Origin of the sequence: Pseudaquabacterium inlustre, assembly GCF_038066595.1 — a bacterium.
GTDB classification, from domain to species: Bacteria; Pseudomonadota; Gammaproteobacteria; order Burkholderiales; family Burkholderiaceae_C; genus Pseudaquabacterium; species Pseudaquabacterium inlustre.
Genome location: NZ_JBBUTH010000001.1, coordinates 344605 through 362560 on the forward strand (window position 1 = coordinate 344605; position 17956 = coordinate 362560).

The following is a 17956-nucleotide window of genomic DNA, read 5'->3' on the forward strand; positions in this document are numbered from 1 at the left end:
CTGCCGGCAGGCAGCCGCGACGGATGGGCCCGCCATCGGCGATGGCGGTGCGGGGCTCGGGATGCGGTGTGCGCGCGGGTCGGTGTCAGTGGCGGTGGGCGAGCGCCAGGCGCTCGAATTCGGTCTCGATGTCGCGCACCAGGCGCGGCACGTCGAACAGCGGCGAACTTCGCCCGTGTTCGTCCAGGTAGCGGCGGTACGAGGCGGCACGCGCCGGCTCGCGGCCGATGCGGATCGCCAGCTTCTCGTACTCTGCCAGCGAGTCGGTCACCAGATCGGGCAGGCCGGCGGCGGTGAGCAGGCTGCCGGCCATGCGCGAGATGTAGGTGCGCCCCGACCAGGTGACGATGGGCAGGCCCATCCACAGCGCATCGCTGGCCGTGGTGCCGGCGTTGTACGGGAAGGTGTCCAGCATCAGATCCGCACAGCGGAATCTGGCCAGGTAGTCCGGCGGCGCGGCGCGCCCGGCGAAGATCAGCCGCTCGCGCGCCACGCCATGGGCATCGGCACAGCGCAGCATGTTGTCCTGGGCCGTGTCGTTGTCGGCCAGCAGCCACAGGACGCTGTCGGGCACGCCGGCCAGGATGCGCATCCAGGCCGAGAACACCGGCTCGGTGAACTTGTGGTTGTTGTTGAACGAGCAGTAGACGAACTTGTCCGGCGGCAGCCCGGCCTCGGCCCGCGTGGGCGTGCGGCCCACCTCGCGCTGGCGGTCGCTCACCTGGTAGCAGTGCGGCACGCGGATCGGCCTCTCGGTGCAGTACGGCTCCAGCTCGGGCGGCAGCACGAAGTGATCGGCCAGGATCCAGTCCACCCCCGGCAGGCCCGAGGTGCCGGGCAGGCCCAGGTAGCTGACCTGGATGGGTGCGGCGCGGTAGCCCAGGATGGCCGGACGCGCGCCGTTGGTCAGCCCCTGCAGATCCACCAGCACGTCGATGCCGGCCTCGGCGATCAGCCTGGCCGCCGTGGCGTCGTCCACGCCGTCCAGCCGCACCACATGGTCCATCGCGCGCAGGATGCGCTGGCGCTGCGGCATGTTGCTCTCGGGCGTCCAGCAGAAGGCCCAGACCTCGAATTTCGAGCGGTCGTGCAGCTCGAACAGCTCGGGCGTCAGCAGGCCCACGGCATGCATGTGCAGATCGCCCGACAGGTAGCCGATGCGGATCTTGCCGGTGCGTGGCGGTGCCACCGAGTGCAGCGGCACCGGCTGCGCCTTGGGCACGCGCTCGCTGGCGAAGCGCACCGCCGACAGCAGCTGCATCGCCGGATCGTCGGACAGACCCATCATCGCCAGCAGCGAGGTGCCCATCACCAGCTTGTTCGGCCCCACCTCGCCCACCGGCTCCCAGGCCGGCCATTCGCACTGCTTCTGGCGCAGGTGCACATAGTGCTGCACCACGTTGGGCTGGTCGGCGTTGAGCTCGAGGCTGCGCTTGAGCTCGGCCTCGGCCTCGGGGTAGCGGCGCAGTTGCTCCAGCAGGCGGCCGCGGTTGTTCAGCGCGTGCACCCGCAGGTCGGCCTGCGCGGCGCCGTCGAGCACGGCCTGCCACTGGGCCAGCGCGCCATCGGTGTCGCCGCGGCGCTCCAGCAGGTGGCCCAGGTTCAGCCGGGCGTGGGGGAAATCGGGCTGCAGCGCGATGGCGCGCAGGTAGGCGGCCTCGGCCTCGTCGGCGCGGTTCATCGCGCCCAGCAGCGTGCCGAGGTTGAAGCAGGCCACATGCACCATGGCCTGCGGCGCGGTGTCGATCCAGTCGCGGTAGACCTGCACCGCAGCAGCCATGTCGCCCGCCGACTGCAGGCGCTGGGCCTCATGCACCAGTTCCACCAGCGTGCGCGGCGGCACGGCCGGGTGGGCGGGGGTGTGCGGGTTCGACATGGGGGCGCTCTGGGACATCAGGGTGGCAGCGGACATGCAGGCTCCGGCAAGGCGTTCAGGAATTCGGCCATGCTAGGAGCCCGCCCCCTGCGCCGTTGCCCCGATAAGGGCCCCATTCCCTGGCCTTTCGGCACCCGCCCCGCCCCCGCGCGCGGCGGCGCCACAAACACGAAAGCGGCCCGCAGGCCGCCTTTCACATCGTGGGAACCGGGCTGTTCAGAAGCCCAGGCTGGCGAGCAGATCATCCACTTCGCCCTGGTCCTGCACGATGTCGGTGCGCCCTTCCGGGTTCACCACGGGGCCGTGCAGCACGTTCGGATCGACCTTCTCGCGCTGCTCGGGCGGCACCACCTGCACCAGCAGCTTGACCAGGCTGTCTTCCAGCTCGTTGGCCAGGGTCACGACCTTCTGCACGACCTGACCGGTCAGGTCGTGGAAGTCCTGGGCCATCATGATGTCGGTCAGGTGCGCGTCCACGGCGTTGGTGCGCCGCTCGACGTCGCTGACGAAGTTCATCACCGCGCCGCTGGCGATGGCACGCACCGGGTCGGCCGTCAGTTGCTGGGCCAGTGCCCGCGTCTGGTCGGCGATCTGGGCCTGCTCGGCCTTGGCCTGGTCGACTGAGTTCAGCACCTTCTCGGCGGCTGCGGCGGTCTTGGCGGCGATGTAGGTCAGGCGGCTGCGCGCGTCGGGCAGGCCGTCGGCGGCGATCTGCAACTGCGGCATCACGCCCAGCTGGCGCAGTGTGTCGTGCAGCAGCCGGGTGATCTCGCCGATCTTCTGTACCACCTCGGGCGAGGCCATGGCATTCGACGTCGCCCCTGCAGGCAGCAGGGCTTCCATGTTTTCCATCTTCATGTCAGCGGTCTCCAGGCTGCCTCAAGCCGCGGCGGCTTGGAGTTTCTGCATGATCTTGGTCACCTTCTCCTCGAGCGTCGCCTTGGTGAAGGGTTTGACCACGTAGCCGGCCGCACCGCTCTGGGCGGCCAGCAGGATGTCCTCCTTGCGGGCCTCGGCGGTGACCATCAGCACGGGGATGTGCTTGAGGGCCGGGTCGGCCTTGACCGCCTTGAGCAGGTCGAAGCCGTTCATGTTCGGCATGTTGATGTCGCTGACGACGAAGTCGTAGCGCGCGTTCTTCAGCATCTGCAACGCGACGGCACCGTCCTCGGCTTCGTCGGCGTTGTTGGCCCCCATCTCTTTGAGCAGGCCCCGCACGATGCGACGCATCGTGTTGAAGTCGTCGACGATCAAGAACTTCAGGTCGGCGGGATTCATCGCATTCCTCTGGTCAGGTGTTTCCGGTCACGAGCGTTCCTCGTTATCGGAGGCAGCGCCGGAAACTTGAATGGCGTGCCAGCGGTCGTCGCCGGCCGGCCCAAAGACCCTGAACCAGGCTCATCAGGGGCTTTGGACAGGGTCAGGCGGCCATCAGCCGGTGGCCGGGCAGCCCGCTGCCGCTGCCGCTGCCGCCGCTGCCACCACCACCACCGCCGCTGCGCCCCGGCGGGGGCAGGCGGGCGGGCCGCGGCGGGCCGACCACCGCGTTGTCGCTGCGCTGGCGCAGCGCCGACGCGAAGTCCACCGCGTAGACCCGTCCGCGAGCGGCCGGACGCAGGCTTGCGGCGGCGGTGTCGGCCCTGTCGGTGGCCAGGGTCGCCGCCTGCGGAATCGTTCGCGGCACCGGCCGGGCAGGCGCCGGCGCAGCACGCGGGCGCAGGCTGGCGTTCAGGCAGGCGTGGCGCAGCGGCGCCCACAGGCCGTCGCGCACCGTCGCCCGGCCCCAGGCCAGCGGCAGGCCCTGGGCCAGACAGGCCACGGTGACGCTGGCCTCGACCAGCGCATCGACCGCATTCACCGGCAGCGTTCGAACACGCCGCCGCCAAGCCTCCACCGGCAGCGCGGCCGCCCAAGGCGCCCACGACGCCCACGGTGGCGCCGCACGTGCCCGCTGGGCCCGTGCAGGCTGGCCGGGCCCGGACGGCAGCCGATCCCCCGCGGTGACTCGGGCACCGGAGTCGACGGCTCGCCGGTGCGCCGGCCACAGCGCCGGCCACAGCCCCGCCAGCCTGGCGACCAGCGTGCCGGTCGGGGCTGTCTGGGCTGTCTGAGCTGTCGGGGCGGGCGCCAGGCCCACCGTCGCAGCACCGGGGTCGCCGGCCACCACGGCGGCCAGGCCCGGCGGCGGCGCCCCCAGGCGTCCGGCCGGCCATCGGGCCCATTGCGGCCAGCGTGTCCACTGGCGCCAGGCGGCCCATTGCGGTGATCGCTGAGGTCGATGCCGTTGCACCGATTGCGGCGATTGCGTCGTTCGCGGCCTTCGCAGCGCTTGCAACGCTTGCAGCGGTTGGGACCACCGTGGCCACCCGGGCACGGACAGGCGCACGCCTCGCCGCGCGGACTGGGCGGGTGGCGGCGTGGACCGGCGGTCCGGCGGCGCGTCGGCAGCGTCCAGCAGCCATCGTCGGTCGATGGCTGTGTCACGCCAGCGCAGCACCGCAGCGCCACCCGGTGGCGCGGTGGTTCGTCGGTCGGCCGTTGGCGGATCGGCCAGCATGGGTTCATGGCGGGCGTGGCGTGCCAGGCCGGCGGAGCGGTCCAGGCCGGGATCCCAGCCCGGTTCGGGCAGGGGTTCGCGCCAGACGTTGGTGGACGCAGCCGGCTGGGGCTCGCGCCGCGGTGTTGCGGCCCAAGCGACCGTGGCCGACGGGCCGCGCAGGCGCAGGCGGCGCACCAGCGCCCCCACCCACACCTGCACGCGGCGCAGGCGCCCGACAAACTGGCGCCGCATCTGCGCGGCACCGCTGTGATCGTCGAGAAAGCGCAGATCCAGCACCACGCCGTCCTGGGCCGCGTCGGCACGCGCCACGGGTTCGGGCGCCAGCGCCGGCGTGTCCGCCAGATCCGGTATCGGCCGTGGCGACGGCGTCCGGGCTTGCGCCGGCACGGTGTCGCGCGGCAGCGTCTGTGCCTGTGTCTGCGTCGGTGTGTGCGTCGGCGGCAAGGCCTGCGTCGGCGGCAGCGTCTGCAGCGGCATCGGGGGCTGCGCCGGCGCCTGCGCCAGGTTCCAGCGCGGCAGCGGCAGCTCGATCACGTCGTCGAGCACCGGAAGGTCTTCGGGCACCAGCGGCCGGCCAGCCGCCGAGGTGGCCATCGGCGCCGCCCGCGGTGCCGGCGACGGCGTGGGCACCAACGGTGCGGGGCCTGTTGGGCTGGGCACCGACGGCGCACGCGCCACGGGCGGCACACCAGGCCGGCCCGCTGTCGCTGGGGGCGTGGCCACCGGGGCCGCCGTGGCCGCCGGGGCGGCACGCCGGCCCTGCACGCGGCGCATCAGCAGGCCCGGGCCGACGCATTCGCCGGCCAGTTCGGTGTCGGTGACGGCGAAGGCCATCGGCTCGGGGGTGAAGACCACCACCTCGCAGCGCCGGGCCTCGCCGGGCCGCCCGTGCAGGGCCGTCACCACGCAGGCGTCGCCGGTGGCCAGGGTCAGCACGGCCGGCAGGTCGGCCGGCATCAGCTGCACCGGGCTGGTGTGTCCGATGTAGGTGTCACAGCCCAGCCGCTGCAGGGCCTGCAGCGTGCGGTCGGGGTCCTGGGCGAAGGCGGCGGCGTCCAGGCCGCTGAGGGCCATCACGTCGGGCTGCAGGCCCAGGTGGGCGGTGAGCCAGGGCAGCACCTGCGCGATCGAGCCAGCCGGCGGCAACGCGGGCGCGTCGGCCAGCCAGATCATCGGCGGATCGGACAGCAGGTCTCTGGAATCGAAGGCGATCATGGCGGTACCCCTCAGGAGAGCGGAGCTTGACCACCATGGTAGGCAGGGGTGCCGGGAACATGAGCCCGATGAGCCGGGCTTTCACCGGCCAGTTCGGCGCCGGGGCGCCGCGGGGTCAGCGGCCGGCGGCCGGCTTGGGCGCGACGTTGAGCGCCGGGGCCTCGTCGCTGTCGGCGTTGTCCGGTGCGCCGGGCCGCAGGAAGCGGTTCTCGGCGTCGCGGTTCATCACGATGATGCTGATGCGCCGGTTCTGCGGGTCGTTGGGATCGGCCGGGTTGAACGGCTGGCTGGAGGCCAGGCCCAGCACGCGCAGCACCCGGTCGTCGCCCAGGCCGCCGCCGATCAGTTCGCGCCGCGCCGCGTTGGCGCGGTCGGCCGCCAGTTCCCAGTTGCCGTAGCCCTTGTCACCGCCGGGGAACGGCATGGCGTCGGTGTGCCCTTCCAGCGTGATGCGGTTGGGCACCTCGGCCAGCACGCTGCCGATGGCGCGCAGCAGGTCGCGCATGTGCGGCTTCACCAGCGGGCTGCCGGAATCGAACATCGGCCGGCTCTGCTCGTCGACGATCTGGATGCGCAGGCCGTCGCGGGTCATGTCCAGCTTGATCTGCGACGAGAACTGGGCGAGTTTGGGGCTGTTCTGCAGCTCCGACTGCACTTTCTCGCGCAATTCCTCGAGCATGGCGCCCTCGACGCGCTGTTGCTCGGCCTTCAGGCGCTGCAGGTTGATGGTGTGGCGCGGTGCCGGCACGTCGCCGGCCTTGACCTGACCGTGGCTGCGGCTCAGGTCGGTGCCGCCGCCCTTGATCACGCTGGACGAATCGCCCGAGCCGGAGCCGCCGTTCAGCAGCGCCACCTTCAGCGGCGAATTGAAGTAGTCGGCAATGCCCTTCTTGTCGCCCTCGGTGGTGCTGCCCAGCAGCCACATCAGCAGGAAGAAGGCCATCATCGCGGTCACGAAGTCGGCGTACGCGATCTTCCACGCCCCGCCATGCGCCGCATGGCCGCCCTTCTTCACCTTCTTGATGATGATGGGCTGCAGCTTCTTGGCGTCACCAGCCATGGTTCTCCCCGAAGCGCACCGGTGGCGGCAGGGTCGCGGTCAAACCAAGCAGCCGCCGCGGAGCCGGCTTTGCCGGGCCGCTGGCTGCGCCCCCCTGGGGGGAAGCGCCGAAGGCGCTACGGGGGTCGGCCATCACTTCTTCTTCACGTGCTGTTCGAGTTCGGAGAACGTCGGACGGTCGTCGGAGAACAGCACCTTGCGGCCGAATTCGATCGCCACCTGGGGCGCGTAGCCCTGCATCGAGGCCAGCAGCGTGGTCTTGATGCACTGGAATTCCTTGCCGGCGTCTTCCACCTTCTGCTCCAGCAGGCCGCCCAGCGGCTCCACGAAGCCGTAGGCCAGCAGAATGCCCAGGAAGGTACCCACCAGGGCCGAGCCGATCATGCCGCCCAGCACCGCCGGGGGCTGGCCCACCGAGCCCATGGTGTTCACCACGCCCAGCACGGCGGCCACGATGCCGAAGGCCGGCAGGCCGCCCGCCAGCCGCCCGATGGCGGCCACGGCGGCGTGCTCTTCCTGGTGGTGCGTCTCGATCTCGCTGTCCATCAGGCTCTCGATCTCGTGGGCGTTCAGGTTGCCCGAGACCATCATGCGCAGGTAGTCGGTGATGAACTCGACCACGTGGTGGTCGTTGCCCACCACCGGGTACTTCTGGAAGATGGCCGAGTTGTGCGGGTCTTCGACGTCCTTTTCGATCGACATCAGGCCCTCCTTGCGGGCCTTCTGCAGGATGTCGTACATCAGCGCCAGCAGCTCCATGTAGCGGGCCTTGCTGAATTTGCTGCCCTTGAAGCACTGGCCCAGGCCGGCCAGCGTCTTCTTGGTCACCTTCATCTGGTTGTTGGCCAGGAAGGCGCCGAAGGCCGAACCGAAGATGGTGGTGAACTCGAAGGGCAAGGCCTTCAGGATCACGCCCATGTTGCCGCCGTGCACGATGTACACGCCGAAGATGCAAGCCAGCGCGAGAACCCAACCGATGATGACGAACATGGTGCGTTTTCGAAGGTGAAACCGGTCGGCACGCCCCGCGGGACGCACCGGTTCGCTGATTTATCGGCGGCCCGGGGTGCGGATTGAGCCGGAACTGGCGCCCCGGTACGGCTTGTTCTCGATGCGGTAGACCCACACCGGTTGCGCGCCGGGCCGGCGCAGCACGCGCGCCGGCGGCACGCCGGGCACGGCGAAGTCCAGGCTCACCAGCCAGCGGCCGGGTGCCATCTCGGCGCAGGCCTTGTCCCAGGCGCGGGCCATCGATTCAGGACGCTGGAACAGGTACACCAGGTCCAGGCCCGACCAGTCCTCGGCCCACAGGTCGCCGCGGCGCACCTGGGCGAAGCGGCAGCGCCAGCGCGCGGCCAGGGCCAGCGGCCAGCTCCATTCGGTGCCCTGCAGCCGGGCCTGCGGGTATTCGGTGTGCAGGGCCTCCAGACCCTGGCCCAGGCCGCAGCCGGCGTCGAGCACGCGTGCGCCAGCCGGCAGCGGCACCTGGCGGGCCAGGCCCTGCAGCGCCCGCGGCGGCGTGGGAAACAGCGGCGCATCGCGCCAGGCGCGCAGCGGGTAGGCCACCAGCAGCAGGCCCAGCGGCAGCAGCCAGGCCCAGGCCGGCACGCCCTGCGCCAGGCCGCTGCCCAGCATGGCCAGCGGGAAACCGCCACCCAGGATCATGCGGCGCCAGGTGCTCAGGCCGGGCCAGGCCAGGGCCAGCGCGGTGCAGGCCACCAGGCCGGTGCCCAGGGCCAGCCAGGGGCTGGCACCGGCCAGGCGCAGCACCAGCGTCAGCAGCCAGGCGGCCAGCCAGCCCAGCAGCGCCGGCGCCGGCCAGCGCAGGCGCGCGGCCAGGCCGGTCGCCAGCGCGGCGGCGCGACCGGTTTCGGCGGTGTGCGGCGACGGCGCAGGGGCCGCGGCAGCAGTGGCGTGGGCAGACATGCGCGCCAGTGTGTCGATCACGACATGCGCGCGGTCGTCCGAAATGCGGGGCGATCCGGGCCCGGTGGGTCCGTCGGTCGGGTTCGAGACCTGAATAACCGGCAAATCCGATGAAACCGGCAAAATTTCACGGGCTGTCGCGGCGGACGGGCGCCCGGACTGGCGTCCGGACAGGCGCGTGGACGGGCGCTCAGGGGTGCTGACCGGCGGCGCCATCAGTCCGGCCCGCCCGGTCGGTCAGCGCAGGCGCAGCAGCTGCGCGTGCGGCACGGTCAGCGGCAGCGGCGACAGATCGGGGTCGAGGCTGCCGGTCACGGCATGGGCCGGATCGGCGGTGTCGCGCGACACCGGCTGGGCCAGCGGCTGGCCCTGGGCGTCGGCCAGCACGGCCACGCGTGGCAGGTTGGCGCGCAGGCCGCGGGCGATGACCACGCCGCGCTCGCCATTGGCCAAGCGCACCGGGCTGCCGGGCGGGTACAGGCCCAGCGCGCCGATCATCGCGTGGCCGATCTCGTCGGTGGTGCCGTCCGGGCCCACGCAGGCGGTGCGCGCGGCCAGTACCGGCGACAGCGGCGGCCGGTCGGCGCGGCAGGCCAGCGCGGCGGCGAAGCGGTCGACCCGGCGCAGCAGCCGGGCCGCGGCCGCGGCCGGCGGCAGGCGCATCAGCGGCAGCGCGTCGGGCGCCTCGTCGTGGTGGTGGCGCACGATGGCCAGCCACAGTTCGTCGTGCACGCCGGCCGCGGCCAGCGTGTGCGCAGCCGCCACGGCATGGGTGTCGATGCGCGCCTGCTCGGCCACCGAGGGCGGACCGTCGTGCTCGGCCAGGCGGTCCTGCAGCGCGCGCAGCGTGCAGTTCATGGTCAGCGCGGCCAGCGCCAGGGCCTCGCCCTGGTGGTCGCTGCCGCCCAGGCGGGCATGGGCTTCGCGCGCCACCCACCAGCACAGCCAGGCGTGGCGGTCGCTGTAGCCGGCCACCTCGTGGCCGGCGCGCAGGATCAGCCAATACAGCGCGGCATCGGGCTGGGCATCGACCACGGCGGCGGCGCGGCGGTGCAGGTCGCGCAGGCGCGACTCGGCCACGCCGGGCGCGGTTTCGTGCGGCAGCGCCACCAGTTCCTCGGCCAGCGCGGCCAGCAGCGGCGGCCAGGGGTCAGTGGTGGACGGGGCGTCGGCCAGGATGGGATGCACGGCGCTGGGCGGTACCGGCAGCGGGGCCGCGGCGTCGACCGACGCGGCATCGCGCGGCGTGGTGGACGGCCGGGCTTCAGGAGGCGTGGTGGACGTGGGCATGGTCATGGACTGGAACAGGGACGACAGGAAAAAAAAGAGGCGGCTTCCGTGAGGAACCCGCCTGCAAAGCACAGGGGACTGTGCCAGGAGGAGACAAGCAAGAAAAACTGCGGTCGCTGAGTTCGCTATCGGCCGCCAGACGCCGGGGCTCGAGGCCGGCGCCGGGCCACCGCGGGCGAAGGCATCAGTCGGCCATGCATTCCTGCACGCTCGGCAGGCGGATGGCGCCGGCATTGCGCCCCTTGCCGGCCCGGGCGGGCGGGTTGCACAGGCCGCACACATAGTGGCGGGCGATCTCGTGCGGGTGGGTCACGAAGTGGCCGCCGCACTTGCTGCACTTGGTCATGGTGAGCATGCCGTTGTCGACGAACTTCACCAGGCGCCAGGCGCGGGTGACCGACAGCTGCGGCTCGAGGTCCTGCGCGCCCACCTGTTCCTGGTAGAGCTTGTAGGCCTTGATCACCGTGTCGATCTCGTCGAGCGCGGCCACCTTGTTCAGGTATTCGTGGATGTTCAGGAAGAGGCTGGCATGGATGTTGGGCTGCCAGGTCATGAACCAGTCGGTGGAGAACGGCAGCTGGCCCTTGCTGGGCGACTTGCCGGCGACCTCCTTGTACAGGCGCAGCAGGCGCTCGTAGCTCAGGTCGGTCTCGCTCTCCAGCACCTGCAGGCGGGCACCGAGCTTGATCAGCTCGACAGCGGTCTCGATCTGCTTGGCTTCGGTCAGGATGCTCTTGGTGCGCGACATGGTTCTCTCTCCTTGATGTTTGTCAGGTTCGGCGTCGAGGCCGGCGGCTTACGCAGCCTCTTGATGGCGGCCGGCCATCAGGATGCTGGCGTGCAGGCGGCTGACGGCGTCGTTGGCGGCCGACTTGCCGTGGCTGGTCAGCAGGCCCCAGACCATGTCGTCGTCGCAGCGCATCTTGCACAGCAGTGTGTTGCTGGAGGCCACCTTCATCATCTGGGCGGGGGTCAGCGCGGCGATCAGGTCGGCGGTGCCCTCGTTGATGCCCAGGCGGAACAGGGCCTGGTCGCGGTCGATGCGCACCAGCGACTGGGCCAGCATCAGGTACGACAGGTTGGCTTCGCGGATCTCGGCGAGGATCTGGTCGGTGTTCATGCTTGCTCTCCGGTGGGGTGGCGGGTTGGTATGGGATGAACTGTAGGCACCGGAACTGGGCCGGAACATTGGCCTGTCTCCGCTTCTGAAGTCCCGTTTCTTCTGTGCCCTTGTCAGACAAATTCCTACACGCCGCGCCCGGCCGCAGACCTGTCATCCCGCCAGGCGACGATGCCCCTGCTGCCAGCAGGCCCGCTGGCACAATGACCCGGCACCTCCAGTGGCCGCCTGTGGCTCGCCTCGTGGCCCGCCCAGGCCCGCCGGCCGACACCCCGGCGCCGGGGCCGCCGCGCCGGGAGTGACTGCACGAGACCTGAACCGATGTTGTCTTCGATCCTGGACGCCCTGAGCACCCACGGCCTGCCGCTGGCCCTGGCCCTGGCCATGGTGGTGCTGGCCGCGCTGGCCCTGGTGCTGCTGGGCCGGCGCAAGCGTCGCCCTCCTCCGTCCACCGCGCCCACCGCGCCCACCCCACCCACGCCGCCCGCCCCGGCACCGTCGCACCGCCCGCCGGTGGCCGCCCCCGGCCCGGCGCCCGTGCGCCGCGCGGTGCCGCCGTCACCCGTGCGTGCCCCGGCGCCCCCGCCCGCACCCACGCCGGCCGCCCGGCCTGTCGCCCGGCCCGTGGCGCCACCGCCCTCGGCGCAGCCCACGACGCCGCAGCCCCGCCCCGCCGCGCCCGCCACGCCCCCCGCGCCGGCCACGCCACCGGCGCCGGCCGCACCGCCCCATGTCACCTCGGCGACACAAGCCGCCGCACCGCTGCCGCTGCTGCTGGTCGACGATTCCGCCGTGGTGCGCGCCAAGCTGCGCAAGCTGCTGGAAGGCGCCGGCCATGCGGTGGTGCAGGCGCGCGACGGCGTCGAGGCCCTGGCCCTGCTGGATCAGCAGCCCTTCGCGCTGCTGATCACCGACCTCGAGATGCCCCACATGAACGGCGCCGAGCTGATCGCCGCCGCCCATGCGCGGCCGGCGTTGGGCCGCCTGCCGATGCTGGCCATCACCGGCCACGACGAGATGCAGGCCCAGCTGCAGGGCTTCGCGCGCCTGCACGGCGTGCTGCGCAAGCCCTGGGACGACGCCGATCTGCTGCAGCGCGTGCAGCGGCTGCTGCCCCGGCACTGAGCCCCGGCACCGGGCCCCGGCACGGATTCTTCTGTCCGCACGGGCCGGATGCGCCCGGCCGCGTTCTGGCCCGGTTTCGCCGGGCTATTCGGCCTTTAGCCGCCGGCCGCGCTGCCTAGACTGCCTCCCAGCGTCGAAACACCGCCAGCGCCATGCACCCGACCCAGCTGCCCCACCCGATCCCCACCTGCTCCGGCCAGAGCACGTGGATCCCCGGTGCCCGGCATGGCTTGGCTCCGGTCGGCAACGGCCGTCCCGCGCGCTGAATCCCGAAGACACCCACTGCGACCCGAGCCCCTCTGCCCTGGAGCCCACCATGAACGTCAGCACGATCGTCAGCCTTGATGACCTCGTCCGCGAGGACACCTGGCCCGCCAGCGAGTTTGTGCTCGACCTGGTGCGCCTGCCCATCTTCCATGCCAGCGGTCTGCGCGTCAGCAAGACCCCGCACCGCGCCGACGGCCACGGCCTGAAGCCCGGTTTCTCGATCCAGCAGTTCCGTGCGCTGTGCATGGTGGATGGCCAGATGCCGACCTGGCAGGCCCTGCACCATGCCGTGCCCGCCGCCGCCGCCGACTACCTGCTGCAGCACCTGCCCGCCGACGCGCTGGTGCTGGGCCACGAGATGGCGCCCTGGCTGATCGCGCAGCTCGACAGCGCCGATGTCGCCTGGGTCGACCTGCGCATGTCGCCGCTGCGCTTCGGCAGCGACCTGGTGATGGGCCTGCGCACCAACCGCGCCGAGATCCACGCCGCCGTCGCGCCGCTGGCCATGGGCACCGCCGAGCTGGTGGCCGAGGCCTCGCAGATGGCCGCCCGCGCCCGGCTGCGCCGCCGCGGCGAGTCGCAGCTGCGCCTGCCGGCCGACCCCGTGATCTTCGTCGGCCAACCCGAATGCGAAGCCTCGCTGGTGCAGGCTGATGGCCGCATCGTGCGCGCCAGCGACCATGCCGAGACACTGCAGCGCCTGGCCCGCACCGGCCCGATGCTGTACCTGGCCGACCCGCGTGCCGGCGACTTCGCCCGCATCGAGCGCGAGACGCTGGAGCGCCTGATCGGCCAGCGCGTGCCGTTGTGCGAGATGGACGCCTACGAGCTGCTGGCCTGCGACGACGAGATCACGCTGGTCGGCCTGTCCTCGGGCGTGCTGCTCGAGGCGCAGTGGTTCGCCCGCAAGGCCTACGCCCTGCACGGCACCTCGGCCACGCCCAGCTTCGAACCCATGCCCACGCCCGATGGCTACCTGCAGATCGCCTCGCACACGCTGCTGGGCGAGGCCTTGTGGAGCGCCGCGCTGCAGCAGCCGCTGCGCGAGGAGCCCATCGTGGTGGCGCCGCGCGCCAACCTGCTGCGCGAGCTGCGCAACGATTGGGCCGGCTACGCCGAGGCCACGCTGCGTGGCAGCGCGCTGGTGCGCGAGGCCTTTGCCCAGGCCGGCGGCCTGCGCCAGGCCGACGCGCTGCGACGCGCCGAGAACGAGCTCGCCCACACCAAGGACGAGGTGCGCCAGCTGCGCGCCGAGCTGGACCAGCTGCGCCGCGTGCTCGACGAGACCGCGCGCATCGCGGCCAATGCCGCCGCGCTGGCGCGGCCGATGCCGCCGGTGCGGGGCAAGCCCGCCACCACCGCGCGCAAGGCCGCGGCCTGACCGGCTGCGGGCCCGGCCCGGCACCCGTCTGCCTGCCTGCACCGCTGCGCCGCCGCGCAGCGCGTGCCACCGTCCCTGCCCACGCCCGCGGCGGCGCCGCGTGAGCCTGCTCCCCAGGGCCTGACACGGCCCGCGCACGGCCTGCCCCCTTGGCCAGCGCGCACCCATGGCCAGTCCGCGCACGGCGCGGCTGCGCCCACCCATGCTGCAAGGCACGCGACTGCGATGGCATACGGCCATGCGCGTACGCCTGCCCATGCGCGCACGGCTGCCCATGCGCGCTGAACGCGCCGAAGCCCCCCGCCCCCCGCCCCCTGCCCCCGGCCCGCCACGCGCCAGCCGCGGTGCGCCATGCAGCGTCCGGATTGCCCCCGAAACGCGGGCTGTTTTTGCGCTAAACCCCTGCCACACCCCGACTTGAGTGCTTTCTGAGCCCTTTGGCGTGCCGAACTTCACGCGAAGGACCCGAAAGCGTATTGACAGTCTCGAAAAAAAGGGAGCGATACAGGCCTCAAGTTGCGTTTCCAGCGGGCCGATACCCAACCCAACGGGCAGACAACAACATCTGACCGGGGTCCGGTTAGCCGGCCGATGGACGAAGGCTCCCACCCGGGAGCTCGTCGAGCCAAAGGCGACTAGCGCGGGCGTGCTGATCCCCAGCAATGAGGATCAGCGGCAAAGGTGGTGATGACCGCAAGGAACCCCACCACTGGCGAAAACGCCGGCGCTTCCGCCGGGATTCATGGAAACGGAAAGGAAACCATCGTGCCTCAGACCATCAACACCAACATGTCTTCGCTGAACGCCCAGCGGAACCTGAACACCAACCAGTCGTCGCTGGCCACGTCGATGCAGCGCCTGTCCTCGGGTCTGCGTGTCAACAGCGCCAAGGACGACGCCGCCGGCCTGGCCATCGCCGAGCGCATGAACGCCCAGGTGCGTGGCATGAACGTCGCGGTGCGCAACTCCAACGACGGCATCTCGATGGCGCAGACCGCGGAAGGCGCACTCGGCAAGGTGACCGACTCGCTGCAGCGCATGCGTGAACTGGCGGTTCAGGCCTCCAACGCCACGGTGACCGGCTCGGACAAGGACTCGCTGGACAAGGAATTCGGCGAACTGTCGAAGGAAATCCAGCGCGTGCTGGGTGCCACCAACTTCAACGGCAAGCGCATGCTGGCCGGTGACGCCGGTGCCCAGACCTTCCAGGTCGGTGCCAACACCACCAGCGACGACACCATCGACATCCAGACCACCAACCTGACCCAGGACGCCACGATCACCGTGGTGGCCGGCACCGACAACACCGGTGCGGGCCGGGCGGTGATCGACAACACCGCGGCGCTGTCGGACATCCACACGGTGATCGACAACATCGACACGGCGATCAACACGGTCAGCGGCGAGCGCGCCACGCTGGGTGCCTCGCAGAACCGCTTCGAGTCGGTGGTCTCGAACCTGCAGGTCTCGGTCGAGAACCAGAGCGCCGCGCGCGGCCGCATCATGGACACCGACTTCGCGGCGGAAACGGCCAACATGAGCCGCGCCAACATCCTGCAGCAGGCTGGCACGGCGATGGTGGCGCAAGCCAACCAGTTGCCGCAGCAAGTCCTGTCGCTTCTTCGATGAGTTTGGGCCAGCCCTGATGGAGTCGGCCGCGGCGGCTGCGGCCCCGCAGGCCGCGCCCTCCGGATGACAAGGCGCCGCTACTCCCCCGGGAGCCGGCGCCTTGTCTTTTTTCACGGCCAGAAGAACTAAGCGTTCAAGCAAGCGGCCGATCGGTCGATAAGTGTTGCAGCAGCCTCGTTTTTCGGGCAACCGGAAGCCGCAGGCCGTCATTGCAACGCCAAAGACGCGACATTGCCGCGCATTGGACGCGATTCATTGAGCGAAGGAGTCGTTCGTGCCTCAGACCATCAACACCAACATCGTCTCGCTGAATGCCCAGCGAAACCTGAATGCCTCGCAGGACTCGCTGTCCGTCTCGATGCAGCGCCTGTCCTCGGGCCTGCGGGTGAACTCGGCCAAGGACGACGCGGCGGGACTGGCCATCGCCGAACGCATGAGCGCCCAGGTTCGCGGCATGACCGTGGCCATGCGCAACGCCAACGACGGCATCTCGATGGCCCAGACCGCCGAAGGCTCGCTGGGCAAGGTGGCCGACGCCTTCCAGCGCATGCGTGAACTGGCGGTGCAGTCGGCCAACGCCACCAACTCCGACAGCGACAAGGATTCGCTGGACAAGGAGTTCGGCGAGCTGGCCAAGGAAGTGCAGCGCGTGCTCGGCGGCACCAGCTTCAACGGCCTGAAGGTGCTGGGCAGCGACGCCGGCAACAAGAGCTTCCAGGTGGGCGCCAACACCAGCTCCAACGACACCATCTCGATCACCACCACCAACATGACCACCGACGGTGACATCACCGCGGTGGCAGGCACCGACAACAGCGGCAGCGGCCGCGCCGACATCTCGTCGGCCGCCACCGCCAACGACATCAAGAGCGTGATCGACAAGATCGACACCGCCCTCGACAAGGTGAGCACCGAGCGCGGCACGCTGGGCGCCTCGCAGAGCCGCTTCGAATCGGTGGTGTCGAACCTGCAGGTCTCGATCGAGAACCAGAACGCCGCCAAGGGCCGCATCATGGACGCCGACTTCGCCAGCGAGACGGCCAACATGAGCCGCGCGCAGATCCTGCAGCAGGCCGGCGTGGCCATGGTGGCCCAGGCCAACCAGCTGCCCCAGGCGGTGATCAGCCTGCTGCGCTGAACGGCCCACCCAGCGCCGCAGCGACGCGGCGCCGCATCCCCCTCCCCGACGCCCCGCCGGCCTGACACAGCCGGCGGGGCGTTCTTGCGTGTGTCACGGGCGCAAACTGAGGCCCCTTTGCTCCGCATTTCGGCCTAATGCCGAAGCCCTGCCCTTCTCACAATTCGTCCAACGCCTGAGCTCTGCCGCACAGGCGCCGTCCGGAAGCACTGACGACCGATTCGCCAGTGGAACCAGCCGGTCTCGAAAGCGGCAGGCGGCAATCAGCAGTACGCCGCGTGTGCTTTCGGAATGCCGGCCGATTTCCGCCGGGTGTCGTCGAATCTCGAGGAGTGGCAAATGCCCCAGACGATCAACACGAACCTTTCGTCGCTGAACGCGCAACGGAACCTCAACACGTCTCAGTCTTCCCTGGCCATCTCGATGCAGCGGCTTTCCTCCGGCATGCGCGTGAACTCCGCCAAGGACGACGCCGCCGGCCTGGCGATTGCCGAGCGCATGACGGCCCAGATACGCGGCATGAACGCCGCGGTGCGCAACGCCAACGATGGCATCTCGCTGGCGCAGACCGCCGAAGGCGCGCTCGGCAAGGTGGCCGACGCCCTGCAGCGCATGCGTGAGCTGTCGGTGCAGGCGGCCAACGCCACCAACTCGGCCAACGACAAGGATTCGCTGGACAAGGAATTCGGCGAGCTGGCCAAGGAAGTGCAGCGCGTGCTGTCGGCCACCACCTTCAACGGCTCGCACATCCTCGGTGCCGAAGCCCGCGAACTGGTGTTCCAGGTCGGCGCCGGCACCAGCAGCGAAGACACGATCAACATCACCACCAGCGACCTGACCTCGGACGCGCTGATCACCGTGGTGGCCGGCACCGACGCCGCCGGCAGCGGCCGCGCCTCGATCGCCTCGACCGCGGCGATCACCGACATCCACACGGTGATCGACAACATCGACAGCGCGCTGGACATGCTGAACAACCAGCGTGCCACGCTGGGTGCCTCGCAGTCGCGCTTCGAGTCGGTGATCTCGAACCTGCAGGTCTCGGTGGAGAACCAGAGCGCGGCCAAGAGCCGCATCATGGACGCCGACTTCGCGGCGGAAACCGCCAACCTCAGCCGCTCGCAGATCCTGCAGCAGGCCGGCAACGCGATGGTGGCGCAGGCCAACCAGATGCCGCAGCAGGTGCTCAAGCTGCTGCAGGGCTGACCCCGCGGGCCCATCGCAGGCGCCGCCGGCACGGCCACCCGCCCTGTCCCGACGCCCAGCCCCAGGCGGCCCGGTCTTCCGGGCCGTTGTCGTTTGCGCGGCCCCATGCGCCGGGTGAGCGCCCCGCGCCTCAAGCCCGCGCCCGCCCGGTCGAAAACACGCA

Annotated in this window: 15 protein-coding genes; 5 read left to right on the plus strand and 10 right to left on the minus strand. The window is 70.9% G+C overall.

Annotated elements, in window-relative coordinates; translation table 11 throughout:
- Positions 1-85: 85 nt before the first annotated feature.
- The 10 genes from AACH10_RS01560 to flhD form a co-directional block, all read right to left on the minus strand.
- Complete coding sequence (locus AACH10_RS01560) at positions 86-1876, minus strand: O-linked N-acetylglucosamine transferase, SPINDLY family protein (RefSeq protein WP_341408592.1); 1791 nt, start codon at positions 1874-1876, stop codon at positions 86-88.
- A gap of 216 nt (positions 1877-2092) precedes the next feature.
- Positions 2093-2734, minus strand: a complete 642-nt coding sequence (locus AACH10_RS01565; protein ID WP_341408593.1) for a protein phosphatase CheZ — start codon at positions 2732-2734, stop codon at positions 2093-2095.
- 21 nt (positions 2735-2755) lie between these two features.
- Positions 2756-3154 (minus strand): chemotaxis response regulator CheY, encoded by a 399-nt coding sequence (cheY, locus tag AACH10_RS01570; RefSeq protein WP_341408594.1) that lies wholly within the window; start codon positions 3152-3154, stop codon positions 2756-2758.
- Between the two features lie 142 nt (positions 3155-3296).
- Entirely contained in the window at positions 3297-5651 is a 2355-nt protein-coding gene (locus tag AACH10_RS01575) for a hypothetical protein (protein WP_341408595.1), read from the minus strand.
- A 115-nt stretch (positions 5652-5766) separates the two neighbouring features.
- The gene (gene motB, locus AACH10_RS01580) at positions 5767-6711 is read right to left on the minus strand and encodes a flagellar motor protein MotB (protein ID WP_341408596.1); all 945 of its coding nucleotides are present in this window, start codon (positions 6709-6711) and stop codon (positions 5767-5769) included.
- Positions 6712-6843: 132 nt separating this feature from the next.
- Positions 6844-7701, minus strand: a complete 858-nt coding sequence (motA, locus tag AACH10_RS01585; RefSeq protein ID WP_341408597.1) for a flagellar motor stator protein MotA — start codon at positions 7699-7701, stop codon at positions 6844-6846.
- Positions 7702-7761: 60 nt separating this feature from the next.
- Positions 7762-8637, minus strand: a complete 876-nt coding sequence (locus tag AACH10_RS01590; RefSeq protein WP_341408598.1) for a class I SAM-dependent methyltransferase — start codon at positions 8635-8637, stop codon at positions 7762-7764.
- 237 nt (positions 8638-8874) lie between these two features.
- The gene (locus tag AACH10_RS01595) at positions 8875-9927 is read right to left on the minus strand and encodes an HD-GYP domain-containing protein (protein ID WP_341408599.1); all 1053 of its coding nucleotides are present in this window, start codon (positions 9925-9927) and stop codon (positions 8875-8877) included.
- 184 nt (positions 9928-10111) lie between these two features.
- Positions 10112-10675, minus strand: coding sequence for a flagellar transcriptional regulator FlhC (gene flhC / locus AACH10_RS01600; RefSeq protein WP_341408600.1), 564 nt, complete (start codon positions 10673-10675; stop codon positions 10112-10114).
- A 48-nt stretch (positions 10676-10723) separates the two neighbouring features.
- Positions 10724-11047, minus strand: a complete 324-nt coding sequence (gene flhD / locus AACH10_RS01605; protein WP_341408601.1) for a flagellar transcriptional regulator FlhD — start codon at positions 11045-11047, stop codon at positions 10724-10726.
- A 321-nt stretch (positions 11048-11368) separates the two neighbouring features.
- Here flhD and AACH10_RS01610 point away from each other — a divergent pair, with 321 nt between their 5' ends.
- The 5 genes from AACH10_RS01610 (at position 11369) to AACH10_RS01630 (ending at position 17793) form a co-directional block, all read left to right on the plus strand.
- On the plus strand, positions 11369-12172 hold the full coding sequence (locus tag AACH10_RS01610) for a response regulator (protein WP_341408602.1): 804 nt from the start codon (positions 11369-11371) through the stop codon (positions 12170-12172).
- 316 nt (positions 12173-12488) lie between these two features.
- Positions 12489-13820, plus strand: a complete 1332-nt coding sequence (locus AACH10_RS01615) for a hypothetical protein (protein WP_341408603.1) — start codon at positions 12489-12491, stop codon at positions 13818-13820.
- A 765-nt stretch (positions 13821-14585) separates the two neighbouring features.
- Positions 14586-15449 (plus strand): flagellin N-terminal helical domain-containing protein, encoded by an 864-nt coding sequence (locus AACH10_RS01620; RefSeq protein WP_341408604.1) that lies wholly within the window; start codon positions 14586-14588, stop codon positions 15447-15449.
- A 274-nt stretch (positions 15450-15723) separates the two neighbouring features.
- Positions 15724-16587: a flagellin N-terminal helical domain-containing protein gene (locus AACH10_RS01625; RefSeq protein WP_341408605.1), complete on the plus strand. Its 864-nt coding sequence runs from the start codon at positions 15724-15726 to the stop codon at positions 16585-16587.
- 339 nt (positions 16588-16926) lie between these two features.
- On the plus strand, positions 16927-17793 hold the full coding sequence (locus tag AACH10_RS01630) for a flagellin N-terminal helical domain-containing protein (RefSeq protein WP_341408607.1): 867 nt from the start codon (positions 16927-16929) through the stop codon (positions 17791-17793).
- Positions 17794-17956 lie beyond the last annotated feature (163 nt).